20 protein-coding genes are annotated in these 19,588 nt (G+C 37.8%); 12 read left to right on the top strand and 8 right to left on the bottom strand.

The features are described from left to right. The first annotated feature begins 103 nt into the window (after positions 1-103). The gene (gene panD / locus AC1M9A_RS05545; RefSeq protein ID WP_481609805.1) at positions 104-484 is read left to right on the top strand and encodes an aspartate 1-decarboxylase; all 381 of its coding nucleotides are present in this window, start codon (positions 104-106) and stop codon (positions 482-484) included. 58 nt (positions 485-542) lie between these two features. Here panD and AC1M9A_RS05550 read toward each other — a convergent pair whose 3' ends face one another. Further along, a complete protein-coding gene (locus AC1M9A_RS05550; RefSeq protein WP_180027954.1) occupies positions 543-1,049 on the bottom strand; it encodes a DUF1289 domain-containing protein in 507 nt (168 codons plus the stop codon). Positions 1,050-1,140: 91 nt separating this feature from the next. Here AC1M9A_RS05550 and trhO point away from each other — a divergent pair, with 91 nt between their 5' ends. The 3 genes from trhO (at position 1,141) to AC1M9A_RS05565 (ending at position 3,287) form a co-directional block, all read left to right on the top strand. Beyond that, positions 1,141-2,073 (top strand): oxygen-dependent tRNA uridine(34) hydroxylase TrhO, encoded by a 933-nt coding sequence (gene trhO, locus AC1M9A_RS05555; protein ID WP_035270894.1) that lies wholly within the window; start codon positions 1,141-1,143, stop codon positions 2,071-2,073. 196 nt (positions 2,074-2,269) lie between these two features. Further along, positions 2,270-2,611 (top strand): hypothetical protein, encoded by a 342-nt coding sequence (locus AC1M9A_RS05560; protein ID WP_481607572.1) that lies wholly within the window; start codon positions 2,270-2,272, stop codon positions 2,609-2,611. Positions 2,612-2,678: 67 nt separating this feature from the next. After that, positions 2,679-3,287 carry a DedA family protein gene (locus tag AC1M9A_RS05565; protein ID WP_481609806.1) on the top strand — a complete coding sequence of 203 codons (609 nt, stop codon included), beginning with the start codon at positions 2,679-2,681 and terminating at the stop codon, positions 3,285-3,287. A gap of 26 nt (positions 3,288-3,313) precedes the next feature. On the opposite strand, the gene AC1M9A_RS05570 is transcribed toward AC1M9A_RS05565, so the two are convergent. Then, positions 3,314-3,838, bottom strand: coding sequence for a YecA/YgfB family protein (locus tag AC1M9A_RS05570; protein ID WP_481609807.1), 525 nt, complete (start codon positions 3,836-3,838; stop codon positions 3,314-3,316). Between the two features lie 66 nt (positions 3,839-3,904). Further along, positions 3,905-4,111 (bottom strand): PA3496 family putative envelope integrity protein, encoded by a 207-nt coding sequence (locus AC1M9A_RS05575; protein WP_092766845.1) that lies wholly within the window; start codon positions 4,109-4,111, stop codon positions 3,905-3,907. Positions 4,112-4,408: 297 nt separating this feature from the next. On the opposite strand from AC1M9A_RS05575, the gene rpoD reads away from it, so the two are divergent. From rpoD to AC1M9A_RS05610, 7 genes are all read left to right on the top strand, one after another. Beyond that, the gene (rpoD, locus tag AC1M9A_RS05580; RefSeq protein ID WP_228133303.1) at positions 4,409-6,346 is read left to right on the top strand and encodes an RNA polymerase sigma factor RpoD; all 1,938 of its coding nucleotides are present in this window, start codon (positions 4,409-4,411) and stop codon (positions 6,344-6,346) included. Positions 6,347-6,473: 127 nt separating this feature from the next. Next, complete coding sequence (locus tag AC1M9A_RS05585; protein WP_035270687.1) at positions 6,474-6,761, top strand: YbeD family protein; 288 nt, start codon at positions 6,474-6,476, stop codon at positions 6,759-6,761. Between the two features lie 129 nt (positions 6,762-6,890). Continuing rightward, on the top strand, positions 6,891-7,547 hold the full coding sequence (gene lipB, locus AC1M9A_RS05590) for a lipoyl(octanoyl) transferase LipB (RefSeq protein WP_035267889.1): 657 nt from the start codon (positions 6,891-6,893) through the stop codon (positions 7,545-7,547). Positions 7,548-7,624: 77 nt separating this feature from the next. Next, positions 7,625-8,158 carry a hypothetical protein gene (locus tag AC1M9A_RS05595; RefSeq protein ID WP_035267888.1) on the top strand — a complete coding sequence of 178 codons (534 nt, stop codon included), beginning with the start codon at positions 7,625-7,627 and terminating at the stop codon, positions 8,156-8,158. Between the two features lie 2 nt (positions 8,159-8,160). Then, positions 8,161-9,345, top strand: coding sequence for an iron-containing alcohol dehydrogenase (locus AC1M9A_RS05600; protein ID WP_035267887.1), 1,185 nt, complete (start codon positions 8,161-8,163; stop codon positions 9,343-9,345). A gap of 267 nt (positions 9,346-9,612) precedes the next feature. Continuing rightward, on the top strand, positions 9,613-11,007 hold the full coding sequence (locus tag AC1M9A_RS05605; RefSeq protein ID WP_481609808.1) for an APC family permease: 1,395 nt from the start codon (positions 9,613-9,615) through the stop codon (positions 11,005-11,007). A 307-nt stretch (positions 11,008-11,314) separates the two neighbouring features. Continuing rightward, complete coding sequence (locus AC1M9A_RS05610; RefSeq protein WP_092766849.1) at positions 11,315-12,832, top strand: outer membrane protein transport protein; 1,518 nt, start codon at positions 11,315-11,317, stop codon at positions 12,830-12,832. A gap of 35 nt (positions 12,833-12,867) precedes the next feature. Here AC1M9A_RS05610 and AC1M9A_RS05615 read toward each other — a convergent pair whose 3' ends face one another. Beyond that, positions 12,868-13,320, bottom strand: a complete 453-nt coding sequence (locus AC1M9A_RS05615; RefSeq protein WP_481609809.1) for a hypothetical protein — start codon at positions 13,318-13,320, stop codon at positions 12,868-12,870. A 167-nt stretch (positions 13,321-13,487) separates the two neighbouring features. Between AC1M9A_RS05615 and AC1M9A_RS05620 the strand changes: the two genes are divergently transcribed. After that, entirely contained in the window at positions 13,488-14,567 is a 1,080-nt protein-coding gene (locus AC1M9A_RS05620; RefSeq protein ID WP_481609810.1) for a hypothetical protein, read from the top strand. 61 nt (positions 14,568-14,628) lie between these two features. Here AC1M9A_RS05620 and AC1M9A_RS05625 read toward each other — a convergent pair whose 3' ends face one another. The 4 genes from AC1M9A_RS05625 to cysG form a co-directional block, all read right to left on the bottom strand. Next, a complete protein-coding gene (locus AC1M9A_RS05625; protein ID WP_035267882.1) occupies positions 14,629-15,603 on the bottom strand; it encodes an isopenicillin N synthase family dioxygenase in 975 nt (324 codons plus the stop codon). 108 nt (positions 15,604-15,711) lie between these two features. Next, positions 15,712-17,046, bottom strand: a complete 1,335-nt coding sequence (locus AC1M9A_RS05630; RefSeq protein WP_481609857.1) for a solute carrier family 23 protein — start codon at positions 17,044-17,046, stop codon at positions 15,712-15,714. A 450-nt stretch (positions 17,047-17,496) separates the two neighbouring features. Then, on the bottom strand, positions 17,497-17,976 hold the full coding sequence (locus AC1M9A_RS05635; protein ID WP_035267879.1) for a tRNA (cytidine(34)-2'-O)-methyltransferase: 480 nt from the start codon (positions 17,974-17,976) through the stop codon (positions 17,497-17,499). 28 nt (positions 17,977-18,004) lie between these two features. Continuing rightward, entirely contained in the window at positions 18,005-19,390 is a 1,386-nt protein-coding gene (cysG, locus tag AC1M9A_RS05640) for a siroheme synthase CysG (RefSeq protein ID WP_481608742.1), read from the bottom strand. Positions 19,391-19,588 lie beyond the last annotated feature (198 nt).

Consider the following 19,588-nt stretch of genomic DNA (forward strand, 5'->3'; position numbering starts at 1 on the left):
AAAATTTGAGGGCAAAATGCGCTTTCAAATGCTTCACCCAAATTAAAAAACTGTTGTTTCTAGATAATAAAACAATCTTAGAACAACTCAGGAGACGCTTCCCATGCTATCTCGTTTATTAAAAGCTAAAATCCACCGTGCAGTTGTAACACAAGCTGAACTTCATTATGAAGGTTCATGTGCAATTGATGGTGCATTACTAGATTTAGCTGGTATTCGTGAATATGAAGAAATTCATATTTGGAATGTAACTAATGGCAAGCGTTTTACAACTTACGCAATCCGTGGTGAAGAAAACTCAGGCATTATTTCTGTAAATGGTGGTGCTGCTCACCAAGCAGATTTAGGTGACATTATTATTATCGCGACTTTCGGTGATTTTACTGTTGCAGAAGCTGATGCACATAAACCACGTTTGGTTTATGCAAATCCAGATAACACTGTGAATCACACAGCAAATTGTATTCCTGTCCAAGTTGCTTAATGATTGACTAAAAACTCGCTTACTTGAGCGAGTTTTTTTATAACAAATTATCATAGAATTACTCTTCATCCACCAACTGCAAGCTCTGGCTAATCCCATCTGCTCTTAACCAAGCTAATTCATAACTGGCATTCGCCAAAGCTAGAACCCGACGTTCAAACTCAGTCCAGATCGGTTTAACATGTGGAGCTGAAATACCTAAACCACTCTGCTCTGCTAAATGCTTGTTTTTTTCACAAATTTTAAGCGCATGATATAATTTTCGGCCTTTTGAAGCATTCTCCAATACTCGGATTCTTTTTGATTCAATGAATTTTTCCACCTCAGAAAGTTGAGCATGAGGAAGCATTGGAACCAAAATTTGATCCAGTTGTTGATCTAAACGTTTCCAAATACTCAGTCGTTGTTCCTCATTATAAGTATTCCACTGAATTACTTCGTGATTAAAACGTCGACAACCACGACATACCGCATCACCAAACACTGTTGAACAACGTCCCGCACATGGTGTTAATGAAGGGATTCGACGCGCTGTATTCAAAACATTTTCCTCATATAAAACCATAAATTTTCTATGGCTTTCTCGCATATTTTCAAAAATCGCGTTAGAATACGCGCCTGATTTTATCCCTATATTAATACATTTGGAGTACTCCATGAACGCTACTGTAGAACAGCTTGCACCTGTAGAACAGCAAGCGACCACTGGTTGGGTTGTTGCGGCACTTTATCAATTTAAAGAAGTTGAAGATTCTCTAGCACTTCAACAAAAATTACTTGAGTTGGTAAAAACCATCAACCTATGCGGTACTCTTATTGTTGCCCATGAAGGGATTAACGGAACAGTTGCAGGTGACCGCCATGCAATTGATGTCATTCATCAATTCCTTTTAAATGAAGGATTTAATGACATGGAATATAAAGAGTCACACAGTGACGAAAAACCATTCCGTAAAATGAAAATCAAACATAAAAAAGAAATCGTGACTTTAGGTGTTCCAGTGAAACCACGCGACTTGGTTGGTCACTATCTAGACCCTAAAGAATGGAACGAACTCATTGCACGTGATGACGTGATCTTAGTCGATACAAGAAATGATTACGAGTACAAAGCAGGCACATTCAAAGGGGCAATTGATCCAAAAACTGAAACGTTCCGCGAATTCCCTGAATATGTAAAAAACAATCTTGAACAGCATAAAGATAAAAAGATTGCCATGTTTTGTACAGGCGGGATTCGTTGTGAAAAATCAACTTCACTACTTCTTCAAGAAGGCTTTAAAGAGGTATATCACCTCAAAGGTGGTATTCTTAAATATTTAGAAGAAACCCCTCCTGAAGAAAGTTTATGGGAAGGTGAATGCTTTGTTTTTGATGGTCGTACTGCGGTTACACACGGAGTGGAAGAAGGTCAAAATGTGAAGTGCCATGCTTGTGGTTGGCCATTAACCCCCGAAGAAGTAGCATTACCAAGTTACGAACATGGCGTATCATGTGTTTATTGTATCGATAAAACAACAGAAAAGCAGAAAGAAGGTTTCCGTATGCGCCAGTCTCAGATTATTGCTGCAAAACGTAAACGCCTCTAAATAAAAAATATTTTATTTAACTTACAAAAGCGTTGTCTACATTACAGTGTAGATGACGCTTTTTACATTGAACAAACAAAATTTCAATTTCTGATATATCACCATTACAAAGTTATTTTATAACAACACAAAACACATGAAGTCATTCAGATAAATTTAATACGAAGGAAATAAATTTAGTTCGAGGTAGAAAATCATGAATCGATTGCCATTCAAATATCTTCCTATTCAACGGAATTTTGCTCACCATAATCATTTAGATCGTGTATCAGCTGTACCGACACATTTAAAATTTATATATATCGATTCACATAATTCTGATGTTAGATTGCATATACGTAACCAATCCCATTATTTTATCGTAACGTTAGGTGCTTGTATCGGCGCAATTATTGCTTTAGCAATCGGTTTTCAGATGAGAGATTCAATGACTCTTGTCTTCATCATCAGCGTAACGCCCCTTCTCGTCAGCTATATCCTACGAGAAGTCTATGTTCATACACTTATACAAATTCAACACCCTGAATTAATGCATTAACTTAATTTCACTGTATTTTTTCTTAAAAACCTCTAGCATAGGTTTAAATTTAAAATACAAATCACTTATGAAAGATTGGATCATTTCAGTGATGGAGCAATTGGGCTATTTCGGCATTGCTCTATTGATGTTTCTCGATAATGTTTTTCCACCTATACCCTCAGAGATTATTATGCCTTCAGCTGGCTATACCGCTTCTCAGGGTCAATTACTTTTGATCGGTGTCATTATTTCAGGAAGTATAGGTTCGCTCTTAGCTGCCGCTACACTGTATTGGTTAGGACGTAAGATCTCTGATCAAAAGCTCTATGCGTTCGTTGAGAAATATGGCAAGTATTTATTTATTAAAGTAGCTGATGTTGATAAATCATTAGAATGGTTTGAAAGATATGGACATCGAATCGTTTTTTTTGGACGTATGGTTCCAGCAGTACGATCTCTGATTAGCATACCTGCAGGCATGAGCAAAATGCCTTTCGCAAAGTTTATGTTTTATAGTGGTTTAGGCACGGTTATATGGACCACCTTTTTAGCATATGTGGGTTATTATTTTGGAAATAACACTGAAATGATGCACAAAATATTTAGCCAAGTAAGCTATCTAATTATTGCTATTGTGATCAGCATAATCATTTGGATTGTGTACCACAGACAAAAAAGAAAGAACTCAAAATAAAAAAAGCACCTTACGGTGCTTTTTAATTAGTTCGGCGTATGATACATCAAATACAATTCATTCAAGTTATCTGGAATTTCTTCTGCAAGCTCATCCATTAATTGACCGTTACGGCGGAAAGACTCCATTTGAGGATCTTCTTCGTCAACTCCACTAAACACCATAATTGGCAGAGTGAGATCAACCAATTGCTCTTCAAACTCAGGTGTGAACCATGCATCTTCATTTAAGAACATTGCATCGACAAAGCCTACACTCCAATCCCCAAGGCTTGACTCTACATCTGCTTCTTCAATTTCAAAAGGAAATTCGATACCTTCTTCATTGGCAAGTTTTTGACGTAAATCTTCTAACCAAAGTTTAACTTGAGCTACGATCTCTGTAGGCACTTTCTTTTGATTATTGTCAAATAACTCATCCAACCAACGATCAAATTGAGGACCTACAGCTGTCGCACACAAAAAACCATGAGTTGCAGCAAAATCTAGACCATGCTCATTTTGGTCGCCATCTAAGTAGTCACTTAACAAGTCTAAATCTAATGCACTCATTGTATTTCCAAAGGTTGTATCTTAATTCCGTAGAATAACATTTTAGATCAGGATACCCAATCTAATTTAGTCTTCATCATCGTCGAAATCATCATCGTCAAAATCATATTCAAGATCTTTCAATTCACGATCTAAACGACGCTGTGCGAGTAAGTCATCAATCAAGCGACGCTTTTCTAATGATTCTTTGGCGCTAATTTTGCTCGTAGTTTCATCAAAACTAACATCATCATCACCGTAGTTATCATCTAGTTCAAAATCTGTAGAAGACACTAAAACTACCTCATGTGTGAAAAAATGAATGGGGCTAGGCGCTATTTATCTTTGTTCAGAATACTTGTCAAGTTTTATTTTATTTTTCGCTGATATTTATACAAATTTTAGTTTTTTTTGGACAAAAAAATATGTCATTATTTAATCAAGGATCAAATCCTTATTGCTGGTTTAAAATAAAAAGCATGATGTGCTTGAAATGAACAATTTTGACCCAATATTGACTTAAATAGCTTAATTCATTGGTTTTCAAAACCAATTATACTGAGTTAATACCATACTAAAGATAAGTTAATTGTGCTAGAATGCACGGTTTTTCCCCGCCACAGATTCAACGAGAAGAGAGCAAAGATGAGCGATATGCATTCCCCTACTTCACAAGTAGCGGCTCTGATTAGCCGAGGCAAAGAACAAGGTTACTTAACCTACGCTGAGGTTAACGATCATCTCCCAGACTCGATCACTGAAAGCGAACAGATTGAAGATATCATTCAGATGCTTCAAGACGTCGGTATTCCTGTACACGAACGTGCGCCAGAATCTGACGATGCAATGTTTGATGGTAGTAGCGCAGAAACGACTGACGAAGTTGCTGAAGAAGAAGCAGCTGCAGTTTTAGCATCTGTAGAAAATGAGCCTGGTCGTACAACTGACCCTGTTCGTATGTATATGCGAGAAATGGGAACAGTTGAACTGTTGACTCGTGAAGGCGAAATTCAGATTGCAAAACGTATCGAAGAAGGTATTCGTGACGTTTTAAACTCAATTGCTTATTGGCCAAATGCGGTTGAAGTTGTATTACAAGAATATAAAGATTACGAAACTGGCGAGCGTCGTTTAGCCGATATCCTTTCAGGCTATTTAGATCCAGAGTCTGATGAAGAAATTCCAGAAGTTTTAGAAGAAGTTGATGCTGATCTTGAAGAAGAAACAGAGACTAAACCAACTAAAGATGTAAAACTTGATGACGATGATGAAGAAGAGTCTGAAAGTGATGATGATTCTGAGGGTGATTCAGGTCCAGACCCTGAAATCGCAAAAGTGCGTTTTGCAGAGCTAGAAGCTGCGTGGAATGCGACTAAAGATGCGATCGCAAAACATGGTCGTAACAGTAAAGAAGGTAAAGCAGCTCTTGAGTCGCTCGCAACCGTCTTTATGATGTTTAAGTTCACACCACGTTTGTTTGACATCATTTCTGAAATGATTCGTGGCACGCATGAACAAATTCGTACAGCAGAACGTGAAGTAATGCGCTACGCAGTTCGTCGTGGTCGTATGGATCGTACTCAATTCCGTACAACGTTCCCTGGTCAAGAATCAAATCCAGCTTGGTTAGATGAGCAAATTGCTAAAGCCACTGCTGACCAAAAACCATACTTAGAGAAAGTACGCCCTGACGTTCTTGCTTTCCAACAAAAAATCGCTGATATCGAAAAAGATCTCGACCTTACTGTACGTGAAATTAAAGATATTTCTAAACGTATGGCGATTGGTGAAGCAAAAGCACGTCGTGCTAAAAAAGAAATGGTTGAGGCGAACTTACGTTTGGTAATCTCCATCGCGAAAAAATATACCAACCGTGGTTTACAGTTCCTCGATCTGATTCAGGAAGGTAACATTGGCTTGATGAAAGCCGTAGATAAGTTTGAATACCGTCGTGGTTATAAGTTCTCGACTTATGCAACTTGGTGGATTCGTCAGGCGATTACACGTTCAATTGCTGACCAAGCACGTACGATTCGTATCCCTGTACATATGATTGAAACCATTAACAAGATCAACCGCGTATCTCGTCAATTGCTTCAAGAAATGGGACGTGAACCTACGCCTGAAGAGTTAGGTGAACGCCTTGAAATGGATGAAGTCAAAGTTCGTAAAGTGCTTAAGATCGCTAAAGAACCAATTTCGATGGAGACACCGATCGGTGATGATGAAGACTCACATCTTGGTGACTTCATTGAAGATGGTAACATCACTTCACCAGTTGATGCTGCAACTTCAGAAGGCTTGAAAGAAGCAACACGTGAGGTACTTGAAAACCTCACTGAACGTGAAGCTAAAGTCTTGAAGATGCGTTTTGGTATTGATATGCCGACGGACCACACGTTGGAAGAAGTTGGTAAACAGTTTGATGTAACACGCGAACGTATTCGACAGATCGAAGCAAAAGCGTTACGTAAATTACGTCATCCATCGCGTTCTGAACATTTACGCTCGTTCCTTGAGAATGACTAATCTATCCATAGGATAATACAGGCTTGAATATGGGGGACACTCCCCCATAATATAAAGCATGTAGCAAATAATTCTAAATACCTGCGCCTAGCAGGTATTTTTACTAATGAGGTGTCCTATGACTGACATGATCGATCGCACTCCATCACGCGAACTACAAGAACATCTTTGGGTGTTTCCGATGGATTATCCAATTAAATTGATTGGTCTTGCAGGTGAGGATTTACGCAAAGCCGTGAATGACATTTTTGTTAAACATTTCCCTGATTTTGATGGGAATGCAATGACAGTGACACCATCGCGTACAGGCAAGTATCATTCAATTACTGCGCAACTTCGTTTTGAAGAGCTTGAGCAAGTACATCAAGTATATGCAGACTTGGCTGCTTGCCCTTTAATTAAAACTGCACTTTAATAAAAAAACACGCTTCATGCGTGTTTTTTTATGTTTGTTAATTATTCATCAAGTATGTGCCTAGGTCACACTTAATTCAACAATATTGTCTATAATAAAACTCATTTTTGAATGTGAGCCTTAACCTCCGTGGATGTCAAAACCAAACCTCAATTGATTATTCGTCACTATACCCAAACCACTTCTTATGAAGATCGCTTCCAAGAAATGAAGCTGATGACAGAACAGCGTGACGAACAAACAGCAGATGAATTTTGGATTTTGCAGCACAATTCTGTGCTTACCCAAGGACAAGCTGGCAAACCAGAACATATATTAGTGCCTAGCCATATCCCAGTTGTTCAAACTGATCGTGGTGGACAAGTCACTTGGCATGGTCCAGGACAATTAGTTGCATATTTTATGTTTGATTTAAATCGATTAGGCTGGAATGTCCGTACTTTAGTCAGCTATGCAGAAAATGTCATGATCGATTTATTAAAAAAATACGGTATCGAAGCTTATGCTAAACCAGATGCACCTGGTGTTTATGTTGATGGTAGAAAAATTGGATCTCTGGGCTTTAAAATCCGAAAAGGTCGCAGTTATCATGGACTCTCACTTAATATAGATTGTGACCTGGAAGGCTTCCAAACTATTAATCCATGTGGTTATGCAGGTCTTGAAATGGTCAGAATCTCTGATTTGATAAATCCCTACCCAAGTTTTGATATGTTAGTTCAAGACCTCATTGCCTATCTAAAAAAAAGTGACCTGTTCAGTCAAATTATCGTGAATGATCATTAAAACTCCTTTACTTTGTCATTAGATAATTTTAGAGTATTTACTCTAAATTATAAAACTATGTGATAAGGGACAAGTGAGTGATTTCTATTAACTCTGTAAAGCCCGCGCTAGAACAAGCTTATGTCAAACTCATGCTTGACGTGATTGGCAGAGGCTTAGCGATGGCAAGTCAAGTCGATGAAGAAATAAAACAGGAAATTGCTAAATTTCCTGTCGGCTTCACGATTTCAATGGACGTTTTCAACAGTGATGCAGCATTTATTGCACAAGTGAATCCACAACATCAACTTGTCTTAATCGACCATGCATCAAAAAAACCAGATTTAACGATTACCTTTAAACATATGCATCATGCTTTTTTGGTATTTTCTTTCCAAGAAAGTACTGCACAAGCATTTGCAAATGACCGTATGATTGCTGATGGCGATTTAGGTCATGCAATACGTTTAGTGCGTTGTCTGAATAAAATGGAAGCCCTTATTCTTCCAAAATTAGTCGCTGAACTTGCAGTCAAAGAATATCCGGTCAATCTGTCATTAAAAGAAAAATTGACAGGTGCAGCAAATATTTATCTCAAAGTAGCTCAGTCATATATTAAAGGGAGTGCTTAAGCATGGCTAAACCATATTATGAATTTTTCTGTCCAGTTAAAGTGATTGCTGGTAATGCTGCGCTTGAACACATTCCATTTGAGCTAGATTCAATGGGTTCAAAAAAACCACTCATCATCACAGACAAAGGCGTACGTGCCAATGGTCTACTTGAACCAGTGGAAGCTGCTTTTGCAGCGACAGAAGTAAAAATTGGCTCAATTTTTGATGAAGTTCCACCGGACTCAAGTTTAGAAACAGTAAAAGCCGTGACTGAGATGTATCGTAACAATCAATGCGATGCCATCATTGCAATTGGGGGTGGTTCAGTCATCGACACAGCAAAAGCTGCCAATATTCTCGTCTCCGAAGGAGGCGATGATCTGCTGAAATATTCAGGGGCTCACAACCTACCTCGCCCATTAAAGCCTTTTTTTGTTATCCCAACAACATCAGGTACAGGCTCTGAAGTCACGATGGTTGCTGTGGTTTCAGATACAGCGAATAATCAAAAAATGGCATTTGCTTCAAAATATTTAATGCCTAGTGCTGCAATTTTAGATCCACGTATGACTTTAACATTACCTCCACACCTGACAGCAATGACAGGAATGGATGCAATGACACATGCAGTTGAGGCCTATACGTGTTTGGCAGCGAATCCTATCAGTGATGCTTACGCTACTGCTGCAATTAAAAAAATTAGTGAAAACTTGTTTAGAGTTTTGGAAAATCCAAAAGATGCTGATGCCCGTTTAGAACTTGCTCAAGCATCAACCATGGCTGGAATTGCATTCTCAAATGCAATGGTCGGTATTGTTCACTCCCTTGGACACGCTCTAGGTGCAGTTGCTCACTTACCACATGGTTTGTGCATGAACTTATTCCTCCCTTATGTGCTCGATTACAACAAGGATGTGAATGGCGATAAGATTGCTGACCTGTTACTACCGCTTGCAGGTACTGATATCTATGCACAGACACCAGCAAATCAACGTGCAGATAAAGCTATTGCGATTATCAACACAATGCGTGATCGCATTTATGATTTAACTAAACTGCCACGTACATTACGTGAGACAGGCAAAGTTACGCAATCTCAATTAGATGAAGTTGCCGAAAAAGCGTTAAATGACGGATCTATCATTTTCAACCCTAAAGAAGCGACATTAAAAGATTTGAAATCTATCTTAGAAAAAGCTTGGTAATTTTCTCAAAATAAGTAAAGATACGCTTAAAACTAGCCTGATGTTTTTTTAGACATCAGGCTTTTCATTTGTTAGTTGTTTTAACTCATGAGTTCAATACCTTTGGCATAAATCCTGCTAAAAAAACTCGCACAAACTACTGACAAACTGCATCAATTTGGTTTAGATTGGCGCACTTTTGAAAAAACATTAGGGGGGATCGTTCGTCTCAAACGATCCTTAATTGATTTGACTGATCCTTGATCAACGATTAAGAGGATAAAGCCGTTGACTAATATAACTGGGACTCAATCGGCAGCTAAACTGCAAAAAACGCTAGGACTCTGGCACATCATTATTATCGGTTTAGCTTATATTCAGCCAATGACGTTGTTTGATACTTTCGGTTTGGTATCAGAAGAAAGTAATTTCCACGTTCCTACATCATATATTTTTGCACTTGTTGCAATCCTACTGACTTCATTGAGTTATGGTCATATGATCCGTAGATATCCATCTTCAGGTTCAGCGTATACCTATGCTCAAAAATCTATCCACCCTAACGTTGGTTTTATGGTTGGCTGGTCATCATGGTTAGATTACCTGCTCTCCCCCATGGTCAACATCATCCTTGCGGTGATTTATCTTGAGGCTTTATTCCCTAATGTCAATCATTGGGTCTGGGTCATTGTGTTAACAGCATTTATGACAGGTATTAACCTTCGTGGTGCGCGATTTGTTGCAAATTTCAACAGCTTAATTGTATTCGTACAATTAATTGTGATCGCTGTATTTACATGGATGGTCTATACCAAGCTCCAAATGGGATATAACGCGGATGGTCCAATCTCTGCTGAACAACGCTACCAACTTTGGAGTTTAGAACCATTTTGGAATGAGTTAACTTCAGTGGGTGCCTTAATCACAGGTGCGACATTACTCTGCTTCTCATTCACAGGATTTGACTCACTCAGTTCTCTCGCTGAAGAAACTAAAGATACTGAGAAAACGCTACCAAAAGCGATTTTCTTAACTGCGTTAATTGCAGGGATTATCTTTATCGTCAGCACTTATTTCATGCAGATCTATTTCCCTAATAATCCGGGATCATACTTCCAGAATATTGCAGAAACTCAACCTGAAATTTTGTTGTTGGTTGGTGGATCTTTGTTCCAGTCTTATGTACTTGCATTTGCCATCATTACTGTTATGGCATCAGGTATTTCTGCACATGCAGGTGTATCACGCCTCATGTATGTTATGGGACGCGATGGTGTCATCAATAAGAAAATTTTTGGTCACATCAGCCCTAAAAACTTCACTCCATCATATAACATCATGATTGTAGGTGGAGTCGCATTAACCGCTGGTTTTATGGATTTAGACTTTGTCATTTCATTAATTAGCTTCGGTGCTTTAACAGCATTTAGCTTTGTGAACTTATCTGTTATCTCACGGTATGCGTTACGCGATGGTCGTACTAAAACAGCGAAAGAAATTATTAATTTCGTTATCGTACCATTACTCGGCTTTATTGCAGTATTTGCATTGTGGCTTGAGGTCGATCAAGCATCGCTTAAATATGGTTTGATTTGGGCGATTGGTGGTATTTTGTATTTAGGTTATAAAACCAAAGGCTTTAAATACCCTGCTCCTCAACATGATGAGTTTAATGATCGTTAAAAATTGATTTTTTAGAAAAGGCGCTTAGGCGCCTTTTTTTATTATGCAAATTGACCAAAATGATCAAACATCAATCAAAATTTCTGATTTAAAAAATAAACTCTACATCCTAATAGGCAGCTTTATTTCAAAATAATGAGACAAATAACACATTTAAACGCAAATACATGAAATTAAATAAAAAATGATTGGCAAAAAATTACATATTTGTCAGGATACTCATTGACCAAAAATTACACGATGTGTATAAAGAGCAAAATATTTGAGTAAAAGCTCTAATAATATTCATTACACAGGGAATGTAATAATGCGTTTGAATACACTTACTGGGGCGATTTTGGTCGCAATGTTTCCAACCGCGGGCGCTTATGCTGCAGCTATGGATCGTTCAGGCCAATCGATGAATGGCTTTTTACAGCCAGGAAACTATGTAGATTTTAGTTATTCAATTTTGGATGCTGATCTTTCAGGAACAATGAGAACTGAACCTTCGGGCCCTGCATCTGCAGGATTAAGAGACCCGAATGGTTGGAATATGCCTACAGCAGATGATATTAACGCAGGTGGGGAAATTGCGGGCTCAAATTTAAGTGATATTGCAGACACGTTCGGATTTGCAAATATTAATTTAAAATTTCAAGTGACTGACAATATTTCATTAGGTTTAATTTATGACCAACCTTTCGGAGCAAAAGCCTCTTATTCAAATTCTGATAAAAAACATTCCAGAGTCAACAGCTCAGGACGATTGCCATTAGGTGACCTTGAATCTGCGACAAAATATGGTGCATTTCACAGTGAGTATGGCAGTACAGAGGCTGAAGTTTCGACAAATAGTTTATCTCTAGTCGTAGGCTTCCAACCTAATGAACACCTTAATTTTTATGCAGGCCCAGTTTATCAAACAGTAAAAGGTGATCTTAGTTTACAAGGAACTGCTTACAGTCTGTTGGGAGGTTATTTATGTAATTCACAGACTAGTGGTGTAGCACTGTGTAGTACTTTTAAGGAAAAAGGTACAGGTTCAAGAGATCTTCTTGGTCGTGATACAAGAAAAGATTATCAAGGCTATAAAGCAAGTATGCCTGAAGAAGGTGCTTTTGGTTGGCTAGCGGGTGCTGCATTTCAAATTCCTGAAATTGCATTAAGAGCTTCATTAACCTACAGATCAAAAATTTCTTATTCAGTTCAAGCTGAAGAAAGTATGCCTGAAGTGATTACAGATACATTACCTATTGTACATCCTGGGTGGCATATTGTAGATAAAATTGGGGCACTTGGTACCGACTACCAATATACAGAAGGTAAAACCTCAGCATCAACTCCACAATCAGTTAACCTAGATTTCCAATCAGGTATCATGGCTGATACATTAGCTTATATCAATTTACGTTGGGTAGATTGGTCTGAGTTCAAAATCCGTCCATACAAATTTGGAGTTTTAACTTCTTCTATTACGGAGGGACAAGGTAAAGGACCTCGTGGTTTCGACTTAATCGCTTATGAAAAAGATCAAATATCTGCAACATTCGGTATTGCAAGAAAATTAAATGAAAAACTCGCATTGACCATTATCGGAGGATGGGACTCTGGTGCAGGTGAATATGTTTCAACTTTAGGTCCATCTGAAGGTTTTTGGAGTGCAGGATTAGGTGGTCAGTACAGCTTTAATAAAAATACATTCATTCAAGCGGGTGCACGATATTTTTGGTTAGGTGATGCAAAAGCTCAATCTGCTAGTTGGTTCGGAACCGATCGCTATGATGCAGATTTTAAAGACAATACAGCTATTGGATATAGCTTTAAAATTGGTTACCGTTTCTAGAGTTTAAAAAGCACGGATTCTTCATCCGTGCTTTTTTAAATTAATCGACAACTAAAACCTAATTTAGTATCAATTTGATTATCTTTGAATCCTAAATACTCAATAAACCTGTTTCGATCATCCACAATTTTCTGTTCATCTATAGACATACGATGGCGATTTTTTTGCGCTAAAGAATATGTTTCATCTACAGAAGCTTGATATATATGACATAATTCAAGCTGTTTCTTACTTTTTAACACCAAATTTTTTCCTGTCCGCTCGAAATCATTTCGTTTTAACGCCGTACTCCAATTTTCCAAATTTTTGAACATTTTTACTTTCATCTGAGCTAATGCTTGATCGATTTCCTGTTGAGTCAATGGATTAATATTATTTAAATCCGCTTGTTCTTTATTTTCATTTTGTGCCATCACTTTAGAGGTCGTCATTCCTGCACAGATGATTACTATAATTCCATAGCTGTATTTTTTAATGTTTTGAATCATACATCCCCGTATCTAATTTATTTCGATAAATTTATGTTCGTATTAGACAACTGATATTTTAAAAAAGCCATTTTAATAATGTAATAGATTGAAATATTAAGGGATTAAGGCATTTTTTTTGCATTATCAATTCACTGATTTAATTATATATTTTTGGTATTGAATTTATGAAAAAAATGTTTCCATTAGGCTGTGCTGGACTAGGCATACAAGCCTCATCATTTGAACATCCAGTATCTCTTAAAGAACCATCAATAATGGAAAAATTCGATCTACTTGCAGAATCGAGCGTGTGGGATTTTATCGATCACATTCCGACTCATCGTGAAATGATTGATGATTACATTAAAGGGAGTCAAAAATACAATATTCCAGTTTATTCAGGTTACGGATGCTATATTTGGGGAGAACATGAAAAAATATTCAAAGAAAATATCGAGCTATCATGTGCCGTAGGAGCCAAATACCACAACATTATGCTTGCAGCAAAAGACAGTAAATTCAACTATCTTAATGATCAACAAGTTGCTGATGCCTATTTATATTTTTATGAGTATGCTCAAAGTAAGGGTATAACCATTACCTTTGAAAATCACGTAGATAATTGGTCTGAAGATTATCGCCGGGTAGAGAAAGTTGCAGCTTTAGTCAATCATCAAGGTATTCCATTTAAAATGGCGATGGACTATAGCCACTGTATTTTCAAAATCGAAAATCCAATCGAATCTTATATCTCTTTTCAACATGACCAAGAGGCGATTAGAAAGCTTGATCCTTTCAACTGCGATAGTTTTGCAGATGATTGGTTAAATCAAAATTTGGTACATTGGGGGCAAATACGTCCTGCGGTTCCAAACGGGCCATTAAATACATTGTCCCAAGAATACAGCCCATGGGAAGGTCACGGTCTTAATCGCCCTGGAAGAGGCATTCAATACCCATTTAGGCAGCCACCAAAAAATGCGTGTCCCCATGATGAATGGCATGCATATAAATTAAGCTGCACCCAAGAGGTCATTCGCAAGATGATTGACCATTATTTGGATCATGAGGATACAAATATTGAAATCATGACCGTGGATAATATTAATTTATGGTCCTATGGTTTGGGTTGGAAATATAATATGTTTGCAGATAGCTGCGACATAGCGCGCTATATTAGACAAATATATGCGGAAAGAGCATCAATTCATTATGCTAAAAAAGGGCTAAGTTCTGAGGACTTTATCAATCAATATCGCTCATAAATCATTAGAATAATTAAAAAAAAAGCATTATATAGATAATGCTTTTTTTGTATCGCGAGATTTAAGCTACTGCATTCTCTTCCGCTTTTTTATATGAACGATTATACATTTCTTCTAAATGCTCCCCTACTGTACATGGTGCATATAAAGGTAATTCACCTTCTTTCAATGTTCCTGGAACTGGCTCAATCACAGCGTGATAGTCTGGTTCATAAAAAAATGGAATTGAGTAACGATAAGCACCATTTGAAAAACTATTTTTTACTCGATGTGGATTGGAGTGATATAGACCATTGGTCCATTTTGGAATCATATCACCTAGATTAACTACAAATGTTCCTTCAATTGGTGGTGCTGCAACCCACTCTCCGTCAGGCATGCACACTTCTAATCCGCCTATTTGATCTTGTGCCAAAATGGTGACTGACCCCCAATCTGTATGCGCGCCAACGCCATATGTTTCATCATCATCTCTAGGTGTAGGTGGATAACGCAACATACGTAAGGTTCCCATAGGATCTTTACTAGAAGCATCAAAATAGTTCGATGGCAGATTTAACGTTAATGCCAAAAGTTGCATCAGAAAATTTGCCAGTTTATACATTTCATCGATGTACTCCTGACAAATCAATTCACATTGAGGTAATTCTTCAGGCCACTGATTTGGACCATAGTTTTGATATTTAGCGATTGCAAAAGGATGATCTTGAGGATAATTACGACCACAATAAAACCCTTCTTTATAATCTGGCTTGCCGTAAGGGTCTAATTGCTGACCATTTAGTTTATCAAATCCACGGAATCCAAAAAAATTACGTACATCATATTTTTGCTTAACGTCTTCTGGAAGCGCCAATAATTCTTTTGCTAATGCAAACTGTCGCGTCATCATTTCTAAAGGAACTGTATGATTCTTCACATAGAAAAAACCTGAATGCATCGCAGCTTTTCTCAGTTCAGCAACTGCACGTTTAGTCGCCTCACTTTCTGGTTTGTTTATATCTACGCCTGCTAAATCAATTACTGGTATTCCCATTTTTATCCCCTTGTATCAGGTATACATCTTTTACGTTTTCATTATCTTGCTGAAACTTTCGACAATTTAGGATTGACTAAAATTTGTCTTAAAAGCTAAGTCTCAAACTTAAGTTTTTTCTGGTACAACGTCTGCTACTATTTGATTCTGCTTTTGCTTAGCTCGATTAAAAATCAGATTTAGAATAATTCCCGCAAATGTCGCCGTTGTAATGCCGCCGAGATCAAGTCCACCAACCATAATCGAATAGTTCCCTGCGCCCATAATCACAGTCACTGATGCCACAATAATGTTGCCGTTTTGAGTAAAATCGACTTTATTTTCGATCCAGATTTTCGCACCAGCGATTACAATTAAGCCGAAAACAATCATTGAAGTCCCTGTCAAAATTGCGACAGGTAATGTGCTAATGAGTGCTCCAAATTTTGGTGATAATCCCAGAATAATGGCGACAATACCCGCAATTACAAAAACCACTGTAGAGTAAATACGCGTTGCCGCCATGACCCCAATATTCTCTGCATATGTAGTTAATCCTGTTCCTCCTACTGCACCAGACATAGAGGTACATACCCCATCTGCCAAAAATGCTCTCCCCATATAGGGTGTAATATTTTTGCCTGTCATTTCACTTACAACTTTGAAATGCGCAAGATTTTCAGCAATAAGAATAAATGCGATAGGTAGAATCAGCAGAATTGCATTCATTTGAAATTCAGGTTGATATAAAGTTGGTAAACCAAACCATGCCGCATTTGAAACCGAGCTAAAATCGATTGGTTTGCCCATTCCCATCATGTTAGCTAAAACAAAATATACAAGATACGAAACTATCAAACCCAACAATAGCAATAATCGTCTCAACATTCCTCTTGTAAATACTGCGACACCACCAATACACATTGCGGTCAATAAAGCCATCCATGTATCAAACTCATTACCTGATACGGCTTTAATCGCCCCAGGTGCTAAATTTAATCCAACAATCATAATGATTGCACCAGCAACAACTGGTGGTAAAAGATTCTCCATCCATTGAGAACCCGTTTTCATTACAAGTAAACCCATCAAGGCATAGAAAATACCACATACCACTATTGCACCTAAGGCAATCCCAATATTTGGATTTAACCCTGAACCGGTATAGCCTGTTACAGCAATCACAGCACCAATAAAAGCAAAACTACCCCCAAGATAGCTTGGCACTCTCCCACCTGTGATAAGGAAAAATAATATCGTGCCAATACCAGATAACAGGATCGTTAGACTAGGATCAAACCCCATGAGCAGCGGTGCCAACACTGTTGCACCAAACATGGCAAATGTATGTTGAAGTCCAAGTACAATACTTTGTCCTGCAGGCAAGTACTCGTTCATGGCAACGGGAGTTTTTTCAATATCCCCTTGAAAAGGAGTAAATTTGGAAAACCAATTCTCTTTCATCACATACCACCCCATTGGTAATGTGAGCCAATGTCGAACATCTTTAGACATTGGCTGTACAATGATAAATTCATTTCGTTTAAGTACAAATCACAGTTCGTCTATTAAATTTATCGGAACCATATATTCACTTTAACTAAGCAACAAATATACCAATTGGTCGAATTTATAATATCTCGTTTGGATGACAGCTAGTTTAAGATCAACAAAAATAAAACCTAAAACTCTGTTTTATATAAATATTAAATTCATTAACAAATAAAAAATTTGACCATTTTGTATATTTTTTAAACTTTTACTCAAAAAAAATTGGATTCCCGAAATATAAAATCAAATCGTATTTAAAATCATTATTTTAATTTTATTCTTAATGAATATTTCATTATATTAGCCAAGTTTTACTAAACTTTTATGCATTAAAAAAGGTCACCTTTCGATGACCTTACTGACTTAAGTTAAATCTTTAAATCCTTGTTGTCGCCATGCTTCATAAACAATCACTGCCGTAGCATTAGATAAATTTAAGCTTCTAGAATTTGGTGCCATGGGCAAACGAATCCAATGTTGCTTTGGGAACATCATACGGACATGTTCAGGTAGTCCGCGCGTTTCAGGCCCCATGAGTAAAGCAACTGGCCTATTCAGATTCGAGGTATGTGGTGTTTCGGTACCTTTGGTCGTTAAAGGATAAATCGAATCTTGATCCACACCTTGACTCGCTAGATTTTCCAGACATGCTTCAATATTATCCCATATCTGCATGCGAGCCCATTCATGGTAATCTAATCCAGCACGCTTTAACTTCTTATCATCCAGCTCAAAACCTAGCGGTTTGACCAAATGTAATTGTGCTCCTGTATTTGCACATAAACGGATAATGTTTCCTGTATTTGCAGGAATTTCTGGTTCGTATAAAACAACATGAATCACAATAATTTCTCAACTTTATAGCAGACTTTTACAGTTCGTCTTGCCATTTCAACTGTTCTCTTAATTTCACCACCTCACCAATAATGGTCAAAGTTGGCGCCTGAATTTGATTTTCTAATACTTTCGAAGCGATATCTGCCAAAGTCCCCACAACAACTTTTTGTTCTGGTGTCGTACCTTTAGAAATTAAAGCAACAGGCATGTCTGCTCGTTGACCATGTTGAATAAGCTTTTCACAGATTTTTTCTAATCCAACAAGCCCCATGTACAGTACCAATGTTTGGTGTTCATACACGAGTTCATTCCATGGAAGTTCAGGAGAACCTTCCTTCAAATGTCCAGTCAAGAAGCGAACACTTTGTGCGTAATCACGATGAGTTAAAGGGATACCCGCATATGCTGAACACCCTGATGCTGCGGTAATTCCGGGAACGACCTGAAATGAAATTCCTGCCTCATAGAGTTCTTGAATTTCCTCACCACCTCGCCCAAAAATAAAAGGATCTCCTCCTTTTAAACGGCAGACACGTTTGCCTTCATTCGCATATTTCACGAGTAAAGCATTAATACCTTCTTGTGGAACAGCATGATTTGACCTTGCTTTACCCACATAGATTTTTTCAGCATCCCGGCGGCATAACTCCATAATAGCACCAGAAACTAAACGGTCATAAATCACAACATCTGCTTGTTGCATCAACCTTAAAGCTTTGAGTGTGAGAAGCTCGGGATCACCTGGACCTGCCCCAACTAAATAAACTTCACCTTTGGGTTTGTTCCATTCTATTAAAGACTGATGAATAATTTTTTCTGCTTCAGCCAGATTATTATTAAATACACGCTCTTTGAAAGGTCCAGCATACAGCTCTTCCCAAAAGATACGGCGTTCATCAGGATTTTCAATTTTTTGTTTTACACTTTGTCGCCATTCACCAGAGATTTTAGCTAATGTTCCGATTCCATGCGGGATTACAGTCTCAAGTTGAGTTCTAATCTGTCTGGACAATACTGGGGATGTTCCATTACTCGCAATTGAAATAACAAGTGGAGAGCGATCAACAATTGCAGGGACCATAAATCGGCAATGTGGTGGATCATCAACACTATTCACCAATACATTTAAGTTTTCACATTCTTCAAAAACTTGTTGATTCACTAAAGGCTGATCTGTGGCAGCAATCACTAAACGGTAATCGTTTAATTTTAAATCGTGATCTTCAAAATGAGCTTGAATATATTGACCAGAGCTTTTCTCGACAATTTCTAAAAGTTGCGCCTCAATCTCAGGTGAAATAACCGAAATTTTTGCTCCTGATTTTTGCAGTAACAGTGCTTTGCGATAAGCAATATGCCCTCCACCGACAATCAAACAAGGTTGCTGCTGCAATTTTAATGAAATTGGAAAAATATCCACTGAATCGATCCTCATATGCCCACTCTATTTTAGCACCTTCTCCACGACTCAAGCTGCTTAAAAGTAAGCAAGTGGTAGCTTTTTTAACAGATGCATATCGATGAAGGGACCTAAAACGGATAAAACTTGAACTCTATTTGGATAGTCAAAAATCCTGCTGATGCCGATGATAAGTTCAACAGTAAAGGAGATTATCGA

The sequence above is a fragment of the Acinetobacter sp. ANC_7634 genome, assembly GCF_056779875.1.